Annotated in this window: 15 protein-coding genes and 1 pseudogene; 15 read left to right on the top strand and 1 reads right to left on the bottom strand. The window is 58.8% G+C overall.

All coding sequences use genetic code 11. The annotated features are described in order from the left end of the window. Positions 1-197: 197 nt before the first annotated feature. The 14 genes and pseudogenes from purU to K5D32_RS22820 all read left to right on the top strand — a co-directional run bounded on the left by purU (position 198) and on the right by K5D32_RS22820 (position 17,995). A complete protein-coding gene (purU, locus tag K5D32_RS22880; protein WP_221577396.1) occupies positions 198-1,064 on the top strand; it encodes a formyltetrahydrofolate deformylase in 867 nt (288 codons plus the stop codon). Further along, the gene (folD, locus tag K5D32_RS22875; protein ID WP_221601906.1) at positions 1,061-1,966 is read left to right on the top strand and encodes a bifunctional methylenetetrahydrofolate dehydrogenase/methenyltetrahydrofolate cyclohydrolase FolD; all 906 of its coding nucleotides are present in this window, start codon (positions 1,061-1,063) and stop codon (positions 1,964-1,966) included. The genes purU and folD overlap by 4 nt, the downstream gene beginning before the upstream one ends. Next, entirely contained in the window at positions 1,948-3,189 is a 1,242-nt protein-coding gene (locus tag K5D32_RS22870) for an FAD-dependent oxidoreductase (protein ID WP_025259940.1), read from the top strand. The genes folD and K5D32_RS22870 overlap by 19 nt, the downstream gene beginning before the upstream one ends. Positions 3,190-3,202: 13 nt before the next feature. Next, positions 3,203-3,508, top strand: coding sequence for a sarcosine oxidase subunit delta (locus tag K5D32_RS22865; RefSeq protein WP_025259939.1), 306 nt, complete (start codon positions 3,203-3,205; stop codon positions 3,506-3,508). Further along, positions 3,505-6,411, top strand: coding sequence for a 2Fe-2S iron-sulfur cluster-binding protein (locus K5D32_RS22860; protein WP_221601904.1), 2,907 nt, complete (start codon positions 3,505-3,507; stop codon positions 6,409-6,411). Before K5D32_RS22865 ends, K5D32_RS22860 begins: the two co-directional genes overlap by 4 nt. 2 nt (positions 6,412-6,413) lie before the next feature. Beyond that, entirely contained in the window at positions 6,414-6,977 is a 564-nt protein-coding gene (locus K5D32_RS22855) for a sarcosine oxidase subunit gamma (protein WP_221601903.1), read from the top strand. A gap of 6 nt (positions 6,978-6,983) precedes the next feature. Further along, positions 6,984-7,763, top strand: a complete 780-nt coding sequence (locus K5D32_RS22850) for an IclR family transcriptional regulator (RefSeq protein WP_221601902.1) — start codon at positions 6,984-6,986, stop codon at positions 7,761-7,763. Positions 7,764-7,930: 167 nt separating this feature from the next. After that, a pseudogene (locus K5D32_RS26405) lies at positions 7,931-9,013 on the top strand (cache domain-containing protein); the annotation flags it as partial. A gap of 90 nt (positions 9,014-9,103) precedes the next feature. After that, positions 9,104-9,871 (top strand): methyl-accepting chemotaxis protein, encoded by a 768-nt coding sequence (locus K5D32_RS26400; RefSeq protein WP_371874282.1) that lies wholly within the window; start codon positions 9,104-9,106, stop codon positions 9,869-9,871. Positions 9,872-10,134: 263 nt separating this feature from the next. Then, positions 10,135-11,376 (top strand): multidrug efflux RND transporter periplasmic adaptor subunit MexE, encoded by a 1,242-nt coding sequence (mexE, locus tag K5D32_RS22840; RefSeq protein WP_221601901.1) that lies wholly within the window; start codon positions 10,135-10,137, stop codon positions 11,374-11,376. A gap of 12 nt (positions 11,377-11,388) precedes the next feature. Next, complete coding sequence (locus K5D32_RS22835; protein WP_221593724.1) at positions 11,389-14,580, top strand: efflux RND transporter permease subunit; 3,192 nt, start codon at positions 11,389-11,391, stop codon at positions 14,578-14,580. Beyond that, the gene (locus K5D32_RS22830; RefSeq protein ID WP_221577388.1) at positions 14,580-15,977 is read left to right on the top strand and encodes an efflux transporter outer membrane subunit; all 1,398 of its coding nucleotides are present in this window, start codon (positions 14,580-14,582) and stop codon (positions 15,975-15,977) included. Before K5D32_RS22835 ends, K5D32_RS22830 begins: the two co-directional genes overlap by 1 nt. 145 nt (positions 15,978-16,122) lie before the next feature. After that, entirely contained in the window at positions 16,123-17,223 is a 1,101-nt protein-coding gene (locus K5D32_RS22825) for a tetratricopeptide repeat protein (protein ID WP_221577387.1), read from the top strand. A gap of 406 nt (positions 17,224-17,629) precedes the next feature. Then, positions 17,630-17,995 carry a histone-like nucleoid-structuring protein, MvaT/MvaU family gene (locus tag K5D32_RS22820; RefSeq protein WP_221577386.1) on the top strand — a complete coding sequence of 122 codons (366 nt, stop codon included), beginning with the start codon at positions 17,630-17,632 and terminating at the stop codon, positions 17,993-17,995. A 573-nt stretch (positions 17,996-18,568) separates the two neighbouring features. On the opposite strand, the gene K5D32_RS22815 is transcribed toward K5D32_RS22820, so the two are convergent. Then, positions 18,569-19,111 carry a DUF4946 domain-containing protein gene (locus tag K5D32_RS22815; protein WP_221601900.1) on the bottom strand — a complete coding sequence of 181 codons (543 nt, stop codon included), beginning with the start codon at positions 19,109-19,111 and terminating at the stop codon, positions 18,569-18,571. Positions 19,112-19,265: 154 nt separating this feature from the next. Between K5D32_RS22815 and gloA the strand changes: the two genes are divergently transcribed. Continuing rightward, entirely contained in the window at positions 19,266-19,787 is a 522-nt protein-coding gene (gene gloA, locus K5D32_RS22810) for a lactoylglutathione lyase (protein ID WP_221601899.1), read from the top strand. Positions 19,788-19,958 lie beyond the last annotated feature (171 nt).

Here is a 19,958-nt window from a genome sequence, read left to right as displayed (position 1 = left end):
ACCGCCCGCACTAAAAAATTCCCCTCAGTAAAAAAAGTTTCCAAAAATCTCTGGACGCTGCAAATCCTTTCGCCTATAAAACGCCAATCGTGAATATTTAATTCCTATCAGGAATTTTTATTCATCCGCAAAAATAATGTTCACCCCCAAATCTTTCGCCCTGCGCTGAGCTGCCGCCACTTTCCAGAGGACAAGCCATGCAACACGAAAAGAACCATTTCATCCTCAAGATCAGTTGCCCGGCGACTTCCGGCATTGTCGCGGCGGTGACTTCCTATCTGGCAGACAACCAGTGCTACATCGGTGAAATGGCCCAGTTCGATGATGAGTTCAGCGGCAAATTCTTCATGCGTGCGGTGTTCCGGTTCAACGATGGCCATCAAGGCGATATCCAGCAGCTCAAGGACGGTTTCGACGCCGTCGCCAGCGACTTTTCCATGCAGTGGGAACTGCACGACACGCGCCAACCCATGCGCGTACTGCTGATGGTCAGCAAGTTTGACCATTGCCTGACCGACCTTCTGTACCGCCATCACAAGGGCGAGATGGACATGACCATCACCGCCATCGTTTCCAACCACCTGGACCTGCGCCCGATGGCCGAGCGCGAAGGCATTCGTTTCATCTATCTGCCGGTCACCAAGGAAACCAAGGCTCAGCAGGAAGCGGCGCTGATGAAGGTGGTCGATGAAACCGGCACTGAACTGGTGGTGCTCGCCCGCTACATGCAGATTCTTTCCGATGACCTGTGCCAGCAACTTTCGGGCCGGGCGATCAATATTCATCACTCCTTTCTGCCCGGCTTCAAGGGCGCCAAGCCTTATCACCAGGCTTACGAACGTGGCGTGAAGCTGATCGGCGCAACCGCGCATTACGTCACCAGCGATCTGGACGAAGGGCCGATCATCGAGCAGGAAGTGCAGCGCGTAGATCATGTCTACCTGCCCGACGATCTGGTGGCCGCTGGCCGTAACAACGAGACCATTGCGCTGTCCAGGGCGGTGAAATACCACCTGGAGCATCGTGTGTTCCTCAACACGGACAGAACGGTGATCTTCCGGTGAACACTTCAAAACTGATTGATGGCAAGGCGGCCGCAGGTCGAGTGCTGCAACAGGTCAAAACCGATGTCCAGCGACTCAAGACCGAGGGCATCGAACCTGCGCTGGCGGTGATTCTGGTGGGTGAAGATCCGGCCAGTCAGGTCTATGTGCGCAACAAGATCCTGCGCGCCGAGGAAGCCGGCATTCATTCGCTGGAGTACCGGTTGCCTGCAGAGAGCTCGCAGGCACGCTTGCTGACGCTGATCGCCGAGTTGAATGCAGACCCGAAGGTCAACGGCATTCTGCTGCAATTGCCTCTGCCCTCCCATATAGAAGAAACCCTGGCCCTGGAGGCCATCGATCCGTGCAAGGACGTGGACGGTTTTCACAGTGAAAACGTCGGCGGCCTGAGTCAGGGCCGCGATGTGCTGACCCCCTGCACGCCCAGTGGCTGCATGCAATTGCTGGAAGAGGCCTGCGGTGATCTCACCGGCAAGCATGCCGTGGTAATCGGCCGCTCCAATATCGTCGGCAAACCCATGGCCGCCCTGCTGCTCAAGGCGCATTGCTCGGTGACTGTCGTACATTCGCGCAGCACCGACGCCAAGGCCTTGTGCCAGTTGGCCGACATCGTGGTCGCAGCAGTCGGTCGTCCGCGCATGATCGATGCCAGTTGGCTCAAGCCAGGCGCAGTGGTGATCGACGTCGGCATCAACCGTATTCAGGACAACGACCGCAGCCGTCTGGTCGGCGATGTGGATTTCGACAGCGCGCTGTCCCGCGTTTCGGCCATCACTCCGGTGCCCGGCGGCGTCGGCCCCATGACCATTGCCTTTCTCATGAAAAACACCGTGACCGCTGCCCGTCAGCAGGCCCAAGCACAACGCAGCCAATCGGAGGCCGTATGCCTTTCAATCTATTGAAGTACGGGCTCAGCTCGGAGTATCCGGTCGAGGTGGATCTGCCTGCGCCCAAGGAACTCAAAACCTCTTATGACGTGGTGATCATCGGCGGTGGCGGTCACGGCCTGGCCACTGCGTACTACCTGTCGAAGTACCACGGCATCACCAATATCGCCGTGCTGGAAAAAGGCTACCTAGGCGGTGGCAACACAGCACGCAACACAGCCGTCATCCGCTCCAATTACCTCACCAGCGAAGGCGTGCGTTTCTACGCCGAATCGGTGCGGATGTTTGAAGGCCTGTCCAACGAGTTCGACTTTAACATCATGTACTCCCATCGCGGGCAACTCACCCTGGCGCATACCGACGCGACGGTGCGTTCGTTCCGCCAGCGCGCCGAGGTCAACAAGCATTTCGGTGGCCGTACCGAAATGATCGACCGCCAGCAGATCCGTGAACTGGTGCCTTCCCTGAACCTCGATCCGGGCCATCTGCCGGTGATCGCCGGTCTGTGGCACATCGACGGTGCTACCGCCCGGCATGACGCCGTGGCCTGGGGTTATGCCAAGCAGGCGGCCAAGCGTGGCGTAGAGATCCATCAGCTCACCGAGGTTCAGGAACTGGTCATCGAAAACGGCACCATCACCGCCGTTAAGACCAATCGCGGCACCATTAAATGCGGCTGCGCAGTGCAGGCGGTGGCGGGCATGAGTTCGCAATTGATGAAGAAAGCCGGGATTCGCTCGCCGATCCAGACCTTCCCGCTGCAAGCCATGGTGACCCAGCCGTTCAAGCCGTTTCTCGACCCGTTGGTGAGTTCATCGGCCCTGCATTGCTACGTGCAGCAGACCAGTCGCGGCGAAGTGGTGTTTGGCGGCGGCTCCGATCCTTACCCGCTGTTCAACACCCGTTCCACCCTGGACCTGAAGGAAAGCCTGCTGGCACACGCCATCGAGATGTTCCCGTTCCTGGCCAACGCCAAGCTGATGCGCCAGTGGGCCGGGATCACCGACATGACCCCGGATTACAGCCCGATCATGGGCCTTTCGCCGGTAAAAAATTATTACCTGGATGCAGGCTGGGGCACCTGGGGCTTCAAAGCCACGCCCATCTGCGGCAAGACCATGGCGGAACTCGTGGCCAGCGGCGGCAAGGTGCCGGACCTGATCAAGCCCTTTGGCCTGGAACGTTTCTCGACCTTCCGGCAAGTCAACGAAATGGGCGCGACAGCGGCCAGCCACTGACGGAGAGCGACACATGAAAGTCATGACATGCCCGCTCAACGGGCCACGCAATATCAGCGAATTCACTTACGGCGGCGAGTTCAAGCTCATGCCCGATCCCCAGACCTGCACCGATGCCGAATGGGCCGATTACGTCTTCAACAGCGAGGACACCCTGGGCGTGGTACGCGAATGGTGGATGCATAACCCGTCCAGCTACTGGTTCCTGGCCGAGCGCCATACCGCCAGCGACGAAATCATCCGCACCTTCGACCCACGGGAAATCTTTACCGCCCGCGTCGATTTCACACCGGCCCCGTCCAAGGAGATCGCAGGATGAGCACCCTGACCCGCCTGCCAGCCCCCATGGGCCTGTTGATCGATCGCAATCAGCCGCTGACCTTCAGTTTTGACGGTAAATCCTATCAGGGCCTGCAAGGCGACAGCATCGCCAGCGCCCTGCTCGCCAACGGACGCTTCCTGCTGTCGCGCTCGTTCAAGTACCACCGCCCGCGTGGCCCGCTGACCATGGCCGGGCAAGATGCCAATACGCTGATCCAGTTGCCCAGCGAACCCAACGTGCTGGCCGATGCCCATGCACTTGAAGCCGGCCTGCAAGTGACCGGGCAAAACTTCAACGGCTCACTGGATAACGACAAGGACGCCTACCTGGGCAAGTTCTCGAAATTCATGCCGGTGGGCTTCTATTACCGCTCGTTCTACAAGCCCAGGGGCATGTGGAAAGTCTGGGAGCCGATCATCCGCAAGAAAGCCGGGCTGGGTGTGCTGGACCTTGAATTCCAGCCCGAGTATTACGACAAGGCTTATCTGTTTACCGATCTGGCCATTATTGGTGCCGGCCCGGCTGGCCTGCAGGCGGCACTGACTGCCGCCAATGCCGGAGCCAAGGTGTTGCTGATCGAACAGCAGCCGATTCTCGGCGGTTCGCTGACCTATGCCCGTTTCGATATCGAAGGCCAACGGGCCGAAAAACTGCGCCGCAACCTGATCGATGCCGTGGAAGGTCATGCCAATATTCGTGTGCTCAAGCAGGCTACCTGCAACGCCTGGTTCACCGATAACTACCTGCCGGTGATTCAGGGCAAGCGCATGTACAAGGTGCGAGCGACCCATTGCCTGGTGTGCAGCGGCTCGTTCGACCAGCCGGTGATTTTCCGCAACAACGACCTGCCCGGCGTGATGCTGACCAGCGCCGCCCAGCGTCTGATGAAGCTGTATGCCGTCAAGCCCGGCAAACGCGCCGTGATCCTGACCGGTAACGATGACGGCTATCTGGCCGCTCTGGACTTGCACGATCAGGGTGTAGAAGTGGTCGCCGTGGCCGACATGCGCGCCAACCCTGTCGACAGCGACCTGCTGAACGCACTGGAAAAACGCGGCATCCGTTGTCACCCAAGCACGACTGTTTATGAAGCGCTGCATGAAAAATGCATGCGCCATGTCAGCGGCGTGGACTTGCGCAAAATCACAGGGCAAGGTCAGGTCGCCAATAGCGGCCTGACAATCGACTGTGATCTGCTGTGCATGTCCGGCGGGTATATGCCGGTCTACCAGTTGCTGTGCCAGGCGGGCGGCAAGTTGAGCTATGACGATCAGCTCTCGGAATTCACCCTGAGCGGCTTGCCGAAAAACCTCAGCGTGGCCGGTTCGGCCCATGGCTACCATGCACTGGACAACGTACTGGCCGATGCCATTCATGCCAGCGCCGAGGTTGTTGCCGCGCTGGGCCTGGCACTCAACACCAGCCCGCTGCCGCTGCGCAGCGAGGCTCGCGTCAACTTTGCCTGGCCGATCTTTCCTCACCCCAAGGGCAAGGACTTCGTCGATTTCGACGAGGACCTGCAAGTGCGCGACATCGTCAACGCCACGCGCATCGGCTACCGCGACGTGCAACTGGTCAAACGCTACTCCACGGTCGGCATGGGGCCGTCACAAGGTCGGCATTCCGCGCTGCCAACGGCTCGTCTGGTGGCGTCTTCAACCCAGCGCAGTATCAGCGAAACCGGCGTTACCACCGCTCGCCCGCCGTTCGAGGCCGAGAAGCTGGCCCATGTAGCCGGTCGCGCCTTCGACCCTTATCGCCAGACGCCCATGCACCGCCGTCATGTGGAAGCCGGGGCGAAGATGATGCCTGCCGGTATCTGGCAGCGCCCTGCGTTTTACGGCAAGCCTTCGCAGCGTGACGCCTGCATGCAGGCAGAGGCGCATCACGTGCGCACCAAGGTCGGCATCATCGACGTCTCGACACTGGGCGGCCTGGATGTGCGTGGCCCGGATGCCGCCGAACTGCTCAATCGCATGTACACCTTTGCCTTCCTCAAGCAGCCGGTGGGCCGTTCGCGCTATGCGTTGATGACCAACGAACATGGCGTGGTGATCGACGATGGCGTCTGCGCCCGCTTCGCCGATAACCATTTCTACGTCACCGCCACCACCAGCGGCGTGGATCGTATCTATCAACAGATGCTCAAGTGGAATGCCCAATGGCGTCTGAACGTGGACATCGCCAACGTCACGGCGGCGATTTCGGCGGTCAACGTGGCTGGCCCGGACTCGCGCAAGGTGCTGGAAAAAGTCTGCTCGGACCTGGATCTTTCGGCTGAAGGCTTCCCGTATCTGGCAGTGCGCCAAGGCACTGTGGCCGGGATCAAGGCACGTCTGCTGCGAGTGGGTTTCGTCGGTGAACTGGGTTATGAAATCCACGTTCCGGCGCGCCATGCCCTGCAACTGTGGGATGCACTGGTCGAGGCCGGAAAGGCGTACGACATACGTCCATTCGGGGTAGAAACCCAGCGCCTGCTGCGCCTTGAAAAAGGCCACGTGATCATCAGCCAGGACACCGACGGCATGACCCATCCAGGCGAAATCGACATGGGCTGGGCGGTGAGCCGTACAAAACCGTTCTTTGTCGGCCGCCGCTCGGTGGACATCCTTGAAGCCCAGCCGCAGACCCGCAAGCTGGTGGGCTTCACCCTGCCCAAGGCCAGCCCGCAACCACTGGAGGGCCATCTGGTGCTCAAGGGGCCGGACATCAGCGGCAACGTGACCTCCTGCGAATATTCACAGACCCTGGGCAAGATTATTGGCCTGGCCTACGCCGCCTTTGATCAGAGCACGCCCGGCCAGCAGATTCCGATCCGGGTCGAGGACGGTGTCGTGGTCCAGGCCACCGTGGTGAAACTGCCCTTCTTCGATCCTGAAAACCAGCGCCAGGAGCTTTGATCATGTCCAGCCTCAATGCCGAAAACCCTATCGGGCTAAGCCCTGTTCAGTTGTGCACGCTGCTGGACCTCACCGATACCCCGCGTGTGGGCTTTCGCGGCACGCAAAGCGCCGATTATTTGCGGGCCCGTGGCTTCACGCTGCCGGATGCGCCGAACCGGGCCGTGACCCAGGCTGACGGCAGCCATGTCGCCCGCCTGTCGCAGACTGAGTATTTCATTCTGGGCAGCCTCAACGACCATGGCGAACGCATCGCCGACGAAGAGGCACGCTGGGAACTGGACCATAGCGCCAATTACCTGCTGCCGCGCCAGGACAGCCATGCCTGGCTGCAGTTGAGCGGTGCTTGTATTGCCGAAGTAATGGCCAAACTCTGCGGCGTGGACCTGCGCACTCAGGCATTCGGCCCTGGCGCAGTGGCCCAGACTTCAGCGGCGCGTATCAATGTGATAGTGATCAATGCAGGCCTGGAGACAACGCCCTGCTTCCAGATCCTCTGCGACCGCGCTTCACTGGAATATTTCAAGGGCGCGGTGCTGGATGCCATGAACGAGTTCAATGGTTAACATTTCATGAAAAACCTTGCCCCCCATAACAAGGACATCGACTACAGCGTGCCGGCTCTCGCCAGGGGCCTGAGTGTGCTGGGCATGTTCAACGCAAGGACGCGCTCGCTCGGCATCAATGAGATCGCCGAACGCCTGGAAGTGAGCACATCGGCGGTCTACAGGATTCTGTTTACCCTGACCGACATGGGGTACCTGAACAAGGTCAACAGCCAGTACGAGCTGGGCGCCAGGGTCATCAGCGATGGTTTCAGCTACCTGGCCAGCCGCGATATCGTCGAAGTTGCCATGCCGCATCTGAACGAGTTGCGCGACCGTACTTCGCTGTCGTGCCACCTGAGCATTCGCGAACAGACCGACAGCCTGTACCTGTATCGCGCATTCGCGGCGCAACGCCTGTCGGTGAATATCCCGGTGGGCACTCGCATTGCCTGTCACTGCACCGCTATGGGGCGCATGTTGCTCACGGCCTTGAAGGAAGCAGAACTGGGTGCCCTCTATCAGCACATTCGGCTGGACGATTACCCGTCACCTGCCCCGCGCACATTGCCCGAGCTGCAGGCCCTGATCCAGAGCGATCGGGAGCGTGGCTGGGTGTTGCATCGCTCCGATTATTCGACAGCAATTGCCACTTCGATCAAGGATCACACGGGTCAGGTCATTGCGGCCATCAACCTGTCCGGCCCGGATGCGGTCATGGACCCGGAAGGTGCCAAAGAGCGTTTTCAGGCCTTGTTACTTGAGTGCAGCGCCACCCTCAGCCGCGAGCTCGGCCATACAAAGTGACACAAAACCCTCATGAAAATGATGGCATTCTGTTTGCTAAAGATTCTCTCAGGACGGCCGAAATTCTCGGTATGCCATGAGACAGGAGTTGCGGCTGGTTTTTAGCCTGGGTTCTGCTTGTGCGTGCTGTCGTCAGATAACGATTTATAAAAAAATCTGGAGCATGGATGAACATCAAACAAAAACTGACGTGGGCTTTTGCAGTCATTGCATGCCTGCCCATCGTCGTCGTTGCAATTATCGTTATCGTGAACCTGCGAGAAAATGCGACTGACAACTTCGTGAACAGCAGCAGCCGCGAAATTCGTCAGGTCGATAACGCCATGCAGTTGTTCTTCGATGGCATCAGCCAGAACGTCAACTACATTGCCTCGCATCCCCTGATCGCAGGTGCCGGTGGCGACCTGAGAAACTACACGGGCGCGACCCCGACACCCCAGTCTGAAAACGACAAGCTGACCACCGAATTCCTTGTCAGCATTGCCAAGGCTCACCCGGCTTACTCCTACGTCTCCTACGGCCTGATCAACGGCAGCTACGTGATGACGCCGGAAGATCCGAAGATGAGCAATTACGACCCACGCGTTCGTCCCTGGTACAAGACGGCCATGAATAACGTGGGCAAGACCGTGCGCAGCGATGCCTACTACTGGGCTGGCGATGACGCCGTGCTGGTCAGCACCATACGAGCGATCCCCAACACCTTGGGCAACCCTGGCGGTGTCGTGAACATCGACGTATCGCTCAAGCAACTGACCGGCATCGTCAAAGACATCAAGCTCGGCGACAGCGGCTACCTGATCCTGCTGGAAAAGAACGGCAATGTGCTGGTCGATCCCAAGCAGCCGGAGCATAACTTCAAGAAACTCGGCGACCTGGGTGATGGCTTCGCGCAATTGGCCAAAACCGACAAGGGTATGGTTGAAGTGCAGCTCAATGGCGAGCGCTACATGGCCAACGTTTACCCGTCTCCTGAGCTTGGCTGGAGCTTCATCGGCCTGATCAAGCAGGATGAAGTAATGGCCTCAGCCACCCGCCTGACCTGGCTGATCGGCATCATCGCTGCTGTACTGGCAATCGTCTTCGCCATCGTCGGTGCCAGCTTCGCCAGTGTGATCGTGCGTCCGATCCATAGCGTGTCCAGCGGCCTTGAAGGCATCGCCCAAGGTGAAGGCGACCTGACTCACAGCCTGCCTGTGCGCGGCAAGGATGAAACCGCGCAACTGGCCGGCTGGTTCAACCAGTTCCTGGCCGCGATCCGCAGCCTGATCCAGCATATCGGGCAAGCCGCGCACAAGATCCTCGACACCTCGCAAAGCTCTACCCGTGTCTCCAATGACATGGCAGAAGCGGCAGGCCGTCAGCGTGAAGCGGTGGATATGGTGTCCACGGCGTTCCATGAAATGGTCGCCACCGCCAACGAAGTCGCCCGCTCCTGCAGCCAGGCTGCGGAATCGGCCGACAACGGTCAACAGCAGGCCCGCGAAGGTCAGCGGCAGATTGATGACGCGGTGAGCAGTGTTGACAAGCTGAGTTCGGAAATCGCCCGCTCGGCCAAGGACATGTCGGACCTGGAAAAAGACAGCAACGACATTCAGTCGATCCTCGACACCATTCGCTCCATCGCCGAACAGACCAACCTGCTGGCGCTCAACGCCGCCATCGAGGCTGCTCGTGCTGGCGAACAAGGCCGTGGCTTTGCGGTAGTCGCCGACGAAGTCCGCGCCCTGGCCAAACGCACCGCCGACTCGACAGCCGAGATCGATACCCTGCTGGGTAACCTGGCACGGCGCACCGCGTCCGTGGCGCAACAGATGCACGCCAGCCTGGATGTCTCGCAGCAATCGGTCACCAAGATCGGTCAGGCTCGCAGCAGCTTCGGGCAAATCCGCGAATCGGTGGACGTGATCCGCGACATGAATACTCAGATCGCCACAGCGGCCGAAGAGCAGCATCAGGTAGCAGAAGACATCAACCGCCACATCAGCCAGATCCATGGCGATGCACAACTGATTGCCGACCTCTCCGACTCGGCCCGCAATGACTCCCACAGCCTGGCAACCCTCTCCAACGAGCTGGATGCCCTGGTACGCAAGTTCAAGACCTGATAGCGATAACCTGGTCACAATCCGTGGGAGGGGCCTTGGCCGCGACAGCCAGTTGTCGCGGCCAAGGCCCCTCCCACAAGACTGATCAGCATTACCCCGCAGCCCCCCTCTACACCACTACTGCAACGAATGGCGTGATCCCTGAAAAAGCCAAAGGTTCCCTTTATCATTCCCGCTGATAATAACCTTCGGTTTATTCGATTCGTTAATAGAACCCCCTCACAACAGAATCCGCCCATCTCATACTATCGGCGGATTTTCCCATGTCTAAGTCTCTCTCTCATTTGCGCTATCCCCTGACCGCCCTCGCCCTGATCGTGATCAGTGCCTGTGGACGCGCACCAGAGGCCACCATGGCTCCAGCAGCCGCCAAAGTCAGCGTCGCCAAGGTGCTGGAACAGCCAATCAACGAATGGGATGAGTTCACCGGTCGCCTCGAAGCGCCGGAAACCGTCGAGGTCCGTCCACGGGTTTCGGGGCAGATCGATCAGGTTGCTTTCACCGACGGTTCGCTGGTGAAGAAAGGCGACTTGCTGTTCCAGATCGACCCTCGTCCTTTCCAGGCGGAAGTCCGCCGTCTTGAAGCTCAACTGCAACAGGCTCGCGCCGTAGCCAATCGCAGTGAAAACGAAGCCGAACGCGGTGAGCGTCTGCGCACCAACAATGCCATTTCCGCCGAACTGGCCGACTCGCGCACCACCTCGGCCCAGGAAGCAAAAGCCGGCGTTGCAGCAATCCAGGCACAACTGGACGTGGCCAAACTCAACCTGAGCTTCACCCGCGTCACTGCGCCCATCAGCGGTCGCGTCAGCCGTGCCGAAATCACTGCCGGCAACATCGTGACTGCCGATGTCACGCCGCTGACCAGTGTGGTGTCCACCGACAAGGTCTACGCCTACTTCGACGCCGACGAGCGCGTATTCCTCAAGTACACCGAACTGGCGCGCAAGGGCCAGCGTGGCCAGACCACTCCGGTCTATCTGGGGCTGTCCAACGAAGCCGGCAACCCTCATCTGGGCCAGATGAACTTCGTCGACAACCAGGTCAATCCCCGGACCGGCACCATTCGCGGTCGCGCCGTGTTCGACAACACCGACGGCAGCTTCACTCCCGGCTTGTACGCACGCCTCAAGCTGGTGGGTAGCGGCACCTATTCGGCCGTGCTGATCAACGATGAAGCCGTGGGCACCGATCTGGGCAAGAAATTCGTGCTGGTGATGGACAAGGACAACAAGCCGACCTATCGCTTCGTCGAGCTGGGCCCCAAGCTTGAAGGTCTGCGCATCGTGCGCAGCGGCCTGGGCAAAGACGACACCATCATCGTCAAAGGCTTGCAGCGCGTTCGCCCTGGCCAGCCTGTAGACCCTGAAGTGACGCCAATGGCCTCCAGCGAAACACTGGCTGCACTGCTCAAACAACGCCAGGCCCTCGAAGCCAGCAATCTGTCACAAGTGGCGCCCAAGGCGGCCGTCAAAATCGCCAGCGCAACTGCGCCTCGCGGCTAAGGGACTCGTCCGATGAACTTCTCCAAATTCTTTATCACGCGGCCGATCTTCGCGGCAGTGCTGTCACTGCTGATCCTGATCGCCGGTGCCATCTCGCTGTTCCAGTTGCCGATCAGCGAATACCCGGAAGTGGTTCCGCCCACAGTCGTGGTACGTGCCAGCTTCCCCGGCGCCAACCCCAAGGTCATCGGTGAAACCGTTGCTTCGCCACTGGAACAGGCCATCACCGGCGTCGAGAACATGTTGTACATGTCCTCGCAGTCCACGGCCGACGGCAAGCTGACCCTGACCATCACCTTTGCGCTGGGCACTGACCTGGACAACGCTCAGGTACAGGTACAGAACCGCGTGACCCGTACCGAACCCAAGCTGCCCGAGGAAGTGACCCGTATCGGTATCACCGTGGACAAGGCGTCTCCCGACCTGACCATGGTCGTGCACTTGACCTCCCCGGACAACCGCTACGACATGCTGTATCTGTCCAACTATGCCGTGCTCAACATCAAGGATGAGCTGGCACGACTGGGCGGCGTCGGTGACGTGCAACTGTTCGGTATGGGTGACTACTCGCTGCGTGTCTGGCTGGACCCGAACAAGACCGCTTCACGCAATCTGACCGCAACCGATGTGGTCAATGCCATTCGTGAGCAGAACCGTCAGGTCGCTGCAGGTCAACTGGGCGCACCGCCCTCCCCGAGCGCCACCAGCTTCCAGATGTCGATCAACACTCAGGGCCGTCTGGTCACTGAAGAAGAGTTCGAGAACGTCGTCATTCGCGCCGGTGCGGATGGTGAAATCACTCGCCTCAAGGATGTAGCCCGTGTGGAACTGGGCTCCAACCAGTACGCCTTGCGCTCGCTGCTCAACAACAAACCGGCGGTCGCCCTGCCGATCTTCCAGCGCCCAGGCTCCAACGCCATCGATATCTCGAATGACGTGCGCAGCAAAATGGCCGAGCTGAAAAAAGGCTTCCCTGAAGGCATGGACTACAGCATCGTCTATGACCCGACCATTTTCGTGCGCGGCTCCATCGAAGCGGTGATCCATACACTGTTTGAAGCGCTGATTCTGGTTGTTCTGGTGGTGATCCTGTTCCTGCAGACCTGGCGCGCCTCGATCATCCCGCTGGTGGCTGTACCGGTTTCGCTGATCGGTACATTCGCGGTCATGCACATGTTCGGCTTCTCCCTGAACGCTTTGTCACTGTTCGGGTTGGTACTGGCCATCGGTATCGTGGTGGACGACGCCATCGTCGTGGTGGAAAACGTCGAGCGTAATATCGAGCTGGGACTGTCGCCCATGGAGGCGACCCACAAGGCCATGGGCGAAGTGACCGGGCCGATCATCGCCACGGCGCTGGTGCTGTGTGCGGTCTTCGTACCGGCAGCGTTCATTTCCGGGCTGACAGGCCAGTTCTATAAACAGTTCGCCCTGACCATTGCCATCTCGACGGTGATCTCGGCATTCAACTCCCTGACCCTGTCGCCCGCTCTGGCCGCGGTCCTGCTCAAGGCTCATGGTGCGCCAAAAGACAAGTTCTCACTGTTCCTGGACCGGATACTCGGTGGCTGGCTGTTCCGTCCGTTCAACCGTTTCTTCGAGAAAGCCAGCCATGGCTATGTCGGCACCGTCGCCCGTGTCATCCGCAGCAGCGGTATCGCACTGTTGGTTTACGCCGGTCTGATGGTCATGACCTGGATGGGCTTCTCCAGCACGCCGACCGGTTTCGTACCGAGCCAGGACAAGCAGTATCTGGTCGCCTTCGCCCAGTTGCCAGACGCCGCCAGCCTGGATCGCACCGAAGATGTCATCAAGCGTATGTCCGATCTGGCGCTGCAACAGCCGGGCGTGGAAAACGCCATTGCCTTCCCGGGCCTGTCGATCAACGGTTTCACCAACAGCCCCAACAATGGTGTGGTATTCGTTGCACTCAAGGACTTTGACCAGCGCAAGGACCCGAGCCAGTCGGCCAATGCCATCGCTGGCGCGCTGAACGGCAAGTTCGCCTCCATTCAGGATGCTTACATGGCGATCTTCCCGCCACCGCCGGTACAAGGGCTGGGCACCATTGGCGGTTTCCGTCTGCAAGTCGAAGACCGTGGCAACCTGGGCTATGACGAGTTGTACAAGGAAACCCAGAACGTCATCGCCAAGAGCCGCAGCGTGCCGGAACTGGCAGGCCTGTTCACCAGCTACACCGTGAACGTGCCGCAGGTCGATGCCGCCATCGACCGCGAAAAAGCCAAGACCCACGGCGTTGCAATCAGCGACATCTTCGACACCCTGCAGGTTTACCTGGGCTCGTTGTATGCCAACGACTTCAACCGCTTCGGTCGCACCTACCAGGTCAACGTCCAGGCCGAGCAGCAGTTCCGTCAGGAGTCTGACCAGATCGGGCAACTCAAGGTGCGCAACAATCTGGGTGAAATGATCCCACTGGCGACCTTCGTCAAGATCAGCGATACCGCCGGCCCCGACCGAGTGATGCACTACAACGGCTTCATTACCGCAGAAATCAATGGTGCTGCTGCACCGGGCTACAGCTCCGGTCAGGCAGAGGCCGCCATCGAGAAACTGCTCAAGGAAGAACTGCCCAACGGCATGGTCTACGAGTGGACAGACCTGACGTACCAGCAAATTCTCTCGGGTAATACCGCGCTGTTTGTCTTCCCGCTCTGTGTGCTGCTGGCCTTCCTGGTACTGGCGGCCCAATACGAAAGCTGGAGCCTGCCACTGGCGGTGATCCTGATCGTACCGATGACGCTGCTGTCAGCCATCGCCGGGGTCATGATTGCCGGTAGCGACAACAACATCTTTACCCAGATCGGACTCATCGTACTGGTGGGCCTGGCGTGCAAGAACGCGATTCTGATCGTCGAGTTCGCCAAGGATAAACAGGAAGAAGGCATGAGCCCGCTGGATGCGGTGCTGGAAGCCTGCCGCCTGCGTCTACGCCCGATCCTGATGACCTCGTTCGCCTTCATCATGGGTGTGGTACCACTGGTGATCTCCAGCGGTGCCGGTGCCGAGATGCGTCATGCCATGGGCGTGGCGGTGTTCTCCGGGATGCTTGGCGTGACCTTCTTCGGTCTGCTGCTGACGCCGGTGTTCTATGTGCTGATCCGTAACTATGTAGAGCGCCAGGAAGTCCGCAAGGCAGCCAGGGCACAGAAACTGAACACCTTGCCTGCGGAGATGCATTGATGAGCGCGCTTAAACTTTTCGCTCCGACCCTGCTGGTTCTGGCGCTGGCGGCTTGTGCCGTCGGCCCGGACTACAAGGCACCCGAAACGGCTCCGGCAAAACTCGCTTCGGCCGCTCAGGGCAACCACGACCGCAGCAAGGTGGATACCCTGTGGTGGCAGCAGTTCGACGACCCGACCCTCAACACGCTGGTCAGCCGTTCACTGGATGGCAACCGTGACCTGCGCGTGGCCTTTGCCCGCCTGAAATCGGCACGGGCGATTCGCGATGACGTCAGCAACGACGCCATGCCCGTGATCACCAGCCGTGCCAGCAGCGATCTGGGCAAAGGCCAGCAACCGGGCACCACCGAGCGCAGGGTCAACACCGAACGCTATGACCTGGGTCTGGACATGGCCTGGGAGCTGGATCTGTTCGGTCGCATCCAACGGCAACTTGAAGCCAGCGAAGCCGATCAGGAAGCCGCCGAAGCCAACCTGTATCAGCTTCAGGTAACGCTGATTGCCGAAGTGGTCGATGCCTATGGCCAATTGCGCGGTGCTCAACTACGTGAGGCGATTGCCCGGGACAACCTGAAAAACCAGCAGGACTCCCGAGGCGTGACCACCCAGTTGCGCGATGCCGGTGTCGGCAACGAACTGGACGTGGTACGCGCCGACGCCCGCCTCGCCGCCGTCGAAGCCAGCGTGCCGCAGTTGCAGGCCGAGCAGGTGCGTCAGCGCAACCGCATCGCGACCTTGCTGGGCGAACGGCCCGAGAACCTCAGTGTGGACCTGAGCCCGGCAAAACTGCCGGCCATTGCCAAGGCCTTGCCGATTGGCGATCCGGCGCAGGTCTTGCGTCAGCGTCCTGACATCCGTGCAGCCGAACGGCAACTGGCGGCCTCCACCGCACGTATCGGCGTGGCGACTGCCGATCTGTTCCCGCGGGTCAGCCTCAGCGGCTTCCTGGGCTTTACTGCCGGACGCGGTTCGCAGATAGGCTCTTCGGCTGCACGAGCCTGGGCGCTTGGCCCGAACATCACATGGGCCGCTTTCGATCTGGGCAGCGTCCGCGCCCAGATCCGCAGCGCCGATGCCGATGCCGAAGGCGCGCTGGCGAACTATGAACAGCAAGTACTGCTGGCACTCGAAGAGTCGGAAAACGCTTTCAGCGACTACGACAAACGCCAGCAACGCCTGCTGGCTCTGATTCGCCAGAGCGAATCGAGTCGTGCCGCAGCGAGGCTGGCGTCCATCCAGTACCGCGAAGGCACGGCGGACTTCCTGGTCCTGCTGGATGCCGAGCGGGAGCGACTGGCCGCCGAAGATTCCCAGGCTCAGGCAGAGATCGAGACCTATCGCGGGATCGTGGCCATCTACAAGGCTTTGGGCGGCGGGTGGCAACCGCAAGCCTGACAGCTTGATTACATGACCGATCAGCCCTGCGTTCCTTGAGCGCGGGGCTTTTTTTCGTCCCGTATTCACAGGCTATTCAAGATTGAAGTTTGACAGCAGCCAGTCACTGCCCGAAGCTTCATGCCGTCTGGAACTGGAACCCGGTATGCCCAAAATGCCTTTACAGGGCTCATCGCCTCACCCTGGCACCCGACGCCGCAGGCTGGTCGGTATCGCCGTTGCATCCGTCATGCTGGTGGCGCTGTCATTGGTCGTGTGGTCATGGCGCAGTCCCCCTGCCCAACCCGCCGCAAAACTGAATCACACCTACGCTCAGGCAATGCAGCAGGCTCATGATGGCAAGCCTGGCGCAGCGCGCATGCTTTATCAGCAACTGGCGCGTACGGACCTTTCACCTACCCATCGCATGGCCCTGCTGGCCGAACTGGGCAATTATCCAAGCCCTCAGGCACTCAAGTTACTCAATGGCTGTCTCAAGGACCCATCGCCCCAGGTGCGTCAGGCGGCCATCGAAGCCAGTATGGAGCTGATACCCGACAACAAACGCAGCCTGTTGCTGGGCCCCTTGCTGGAAGATACAGAACAATCCGTGAGATTCAGCGCCACCCGCGCATTGCTTGGGCTCTCTGCGGATGATCTGGGTCTGTATTTCGCTGTTCTGCAACAAAGCGCCGAAACCTATCAGGAAGCCCTGAAAACCCAGCCACAGACAGCGCAGAACCAGTTACAGCTGGCAAAACTCTATCTGCAGACCGGGGATCTGGAACCTGCGCTTTCAGCCCTGAAGAACGCCATTGCCCTGGACCCGGATAACATCGAAGCCGCCCTTGCGCATATCGAACTGCTGGACAAGAAGGGCCAGGCGGATCAGGCCCGCAGCCTTTTCGCGAAGTTACTGGAGCGCAACCCGGAGTCCTCTGTGCTGCAACACGCATTGGGCATGTGGCTGCTGCACCATGGACAGAGCGAGTACGCACTGCTCAGCCTGGCCAAAGCGGCAGAACTTGAACCGGGGAACAATGATTACCGCTATGACCTGGCAGTAGCGCTGCATGATCTGGATCAACTGGAAGCCGCGCAAAAACAATTGGCTCAGATACTGCAGAACCAGCCTGCCAACCGACGTGCCCGGGTTTTACTGATCCAGTACTGGAAAGAAAACGGCCAATTGCAGAACGTACAGGTATTGCTGGCTGAGCTGGAGCAGCAGAATCCCGATGATCCGGCCCTCCAGCAGGGGCTCTAGACGCTTGGCAGGCAGGCTTTTTACCTGCCTGAAAGTAAGCATTTCGCGTCTTTTTTTAACCTGTTCCGACATATTTCACACTTCTTCACGCCCCACCTAATATCGGAAATAACTTACAACCTGCTTCGTCCGATATCACAAGCAGTGATAGAAACCGCCAACTGATGAACGCAGTTTCATTTAATCATTTTCAAGAATACTATTTTCTAACTCGTAAAAAACGTGCATTATTTACGGGCAACTGATTATAACTACCCACTACTCCCGCACGCCTGACGGAACCTTTAGTTTCATCATTGAAAAGGCGGGGGCCGGGTAGGAAACCAAATGAGCGAGTCGGCCTAACGTTTTTGTCATATCGCTTTATCGGGCTATCAACAGCCACTACACCGTTGGAGTATTTTATTTGTCCAGACTTGCCGAGTTCCGCGCAGCAGAGAAAGCCCTTCAAGAACAGCTTGCACAGCTGGAATCCCTGAAGAATGATGCCGGACTGAAAAAAGAGATTGAATTCGAGCAGAAGCTTCAGGACCTGATGGGCAGCTACGGCAAAAGCCTGCGCGACATCATTGCAATCCTCGACCCTGCCAGCTCCACGTCCCTGGTTGCCCCGGCCCCGGGCCCAAAACGCCGTCGCGCGCGGGTTGTAAAGGTCTATCAGAACCCGCACACAGGCGAGCTGATTGAAACCAAAGGCGGTAACCACCGCGGCCTCAAAGCCTGGAAAGAGCAATACGGCGTCGAGACTGTCGATTCCTGGCTGCGCGCCTGATCACACTTTGTCGTCAAGGCAAGCCCTGCATCTGCAGGGCTTTTTATTGCACAGACCCAACTCATATATATGAATAGGGAAGCATGAATAATTCATATACATGCCGCCTACTTCGGCACGATTTGCATATAACACCTGATGACATACCGTAGACCCTGCTCACGTTAAAATAATGACGCCAATAAAATCTCCGCACACCAACATAGCAGCCACTGTTGCAACTTGAAGAATTCACCCCCTCGTTCAGCATTCCGACAGCTTCATGACGATGTGTAACTCGATGTGAAGTGCATCATTTTCCTCTCACGACTACACATCTGCTTCACCGAAAATCATCGCCGCTTTGCAGGACTGATCACGCGAAGATGCTAACTTTTTGACGAGTCGCGAATAGTGTCCGACAGGATTGTGCAAAAGACCGGCTCAAATGATTTGCGACCTGCACCTCAAGGTAATAAGCATCAAGTCAGGACTTCACATTTTTTTCACACGTCTTATTACAAGATGAAGGCCGCTAAAGGAATAGCGCCCCATGCCCGCCTCGGCGGGCTTCTTTTTGTCTGCAGGAAAGCATCAAGGCGTAGAGTCGAGCTTCAGCCCTTCCCTGATACGCAAAACCTCATCCTTGTTCGCCGCATAACCATCCACCGATCCGGCATAGGACAACGACCACGCCATCTCCTTGTTCGCCGCTGCCACCAGGGTCTGGGTCATTACATGCACGCCGTTCTGGGTCACCGTACAGGTGGTTTCCAGCGAAGGGATCACACTGAGCCGCCCTTCGCGCACATGGGTGCACACGCTCTGCATGCCGCTGCGAGCGAAATTGACCTGAATCGACTTGCGCATCTCCAGCAAAACAGCCTGAACATTGACTTCATGGCCAGGCACCAGACGTGACTGGGTCAGTTCCATCACCATACTCGGATTACCGGCCTGATCGTTTTTGACTGCGCGTTGTCTGACTTGCACGGACGGTTGAGTGGCAGGATCCGCTGCCGGCAGCGATTCCACCTCCCAGCCCGCCGGCCAGATGATCATTGCATCGGCGGCATGTGCACCTGCTGCAGCCAGGCACAGGCTGATGAACAAGGATCTGCATGGCAAGAACGTCATGATCGGAGCTACTCAGTACAGGAAACTGGAAATTCTGAGCCTGTCGCCCGCCACGAGCAAGGGCCGAAGCACTTTTTGATCAGCGCAAGGTTTGGCACTGGCCGCCCTGCCCCGTATCATTTGGCAATTTTTGAACACTCTGTTGGAGATCCCCATGAGCCTGCAAGAACTCAACACCTTCCCTGGCGTGACCGCTGAACCCGAAGCGGCCACACAGCGCTTCGTGTTCAACCACACCATGCTGCGCGTCAGGGACGTCACTGCCTCGCTGGACTTCTACACCCGTGTACTGGGTTTCAGCCTGGTAGAAAAGCGCGACTTCCCGGAAGCCGAGTTCAGCCTGTACTTCCTGGCACTGGTCGACAAGGCCCAGATCCCTGCCGACGACAAGGCTCGCCACGAGTGGATGAAATCCATCCCCGGCATTCTGGAACTGACCCACAACCACGGCACCGAAAAAGACCCGGCTTTCAGCTACCACAACGGCAACAGCGACCCGCGTGGCTTCGGACATATCTGCATCTCCGTACCGGACGTGCATGCGGCCTGCGAGCGTTTTGAAAAGCTCGGTGTGGACTTCCAGAAACGCCTGGCCGATGGCCGCATGAACAACCTGGCCTTCATCAAGGACCCGGATGGCTACTGGGTGGAAATCATCCAGCCGACGCCGCTGTAACCCGTCACCTTATGTACACCGTAGGAGCGAATTTATTCGCGAATGGTCCATGTACATAAAAAAAGCCCCATGATCACTCATGGGGCTTTTTTGTATCTGCTGTCCCGTCCTGAATAAGGTTTACACCTTCTAACTTCTTTTCAGGAAGGTGCAATGGACACGGGCGCGAAG

Origin of the sequence: Pseudomonas cichorii, from assembly GCF_019719005.1 — a bacterium.
Taxonomy (GTDB): Bacteria; Pseudomonadota; Gammaproteobacteria; order Pseudomonadales; family Pseudomonadaceae; genus Aquipseudomonas; species Aquipseudomonas cichorii_E.
This window is presented reverse-complemented; position numbering and strand designations above follow the sequence as displayed.

Excerpts from the sequence above, each read along its gene's own strand:
- purU (WP_221577396.1), top strand. The coding sequence starts at position 198 with ATGCAACACGAAAAGAACCATTTCATCCTCAAGATCAGTTGCCCGGCG.
- K5D32_RS22870 (WP_025259940.1), top strand. The coding sequence starts at position 1,948 with ATGCCTTTCAATCTATTGAAGTACGGGCTCAGCTCGGAGTATCCGGTC.
- K5D32_RS22865 (WP_025259939.1), top strand. The coding sequence starts at position 3,203 with ATGAAAGTCATGACATGCCCGCTCAACGGGCCACGCAATATCAGCGAA.
- K5D32_RS22860 (WP_221601904.1), top strand. The coding sequence starts at position 3,505 with ATGAGCACCCTGACCCGCCTGCCAGCCCCCATGGGCCTGTTGATCGAT.
- K5D32_RS22855 (WP_221601903.1), top strand. The coding sequence starts at position 6,414 with ATGTCCAGCCTCAATGCCGAAAACCCTATCGGGCTAAGCCCTGTTCAG.
- K5D32_RS22850 (WP_221601902.1), top strand. The coding sequence starts at position 6,984 with ATGAAAAACCTTGCCCCCCATAACAAGGACATCGACTACAGCGTGCCG.
- K5D32_RS26400 (WP_371874282.1), top strand. The coding sequence starts at position 9,104 with ATGGCAGAAGCGGCAGGCCGTCAGCGTGAAGCGGTGGATATGGTGTCC.
- mexE (WP_221601901.1), top strand. The coding sequence starts at position 10,135 with ATGTCTAAGTCTCTCTCTCATTTGCGCTATCCCCTGACCGCCCTCGCC.
- K5D32_RS22835 (WP_221593724.1), top strand. The coding sequence starts at position 11,389 with ATGAACTTCTCCAAATTCTTTATCACGCGGCCGATCTTCGCGGCAGTG.
- K5D32_RS22830 (WP_221577388.1), top strand. The coding sequence starts at position 14,580 with ATGAGCGCGCTTAAACTTTTCGCTCCGACCCTGCTGGTTCTGGCGCTG.
- K5D32_RS22825 (WP_221577387.1), top strand. The coding sequence starts at position 16,123 with ATGCCCAAAATGCCTTTACAGGGCTCATCGCCTCACCCTGGCACCCGA.
- K5D32_RS22815 (WP_221601900.1), bottom strand. The coding sequence starts at position 19,111 with ATGACGTTCTTGCCATGCAGATCCTTGTTCATCAGCCTGTGCCTGGCT.
- gloA (WP_221601899.1), top strand. The coding sequence starts at position 19,266 with ATGAGCCTGCAAGAACTCAACACCTTCCCTGGCGTGACCGCTGAACCC.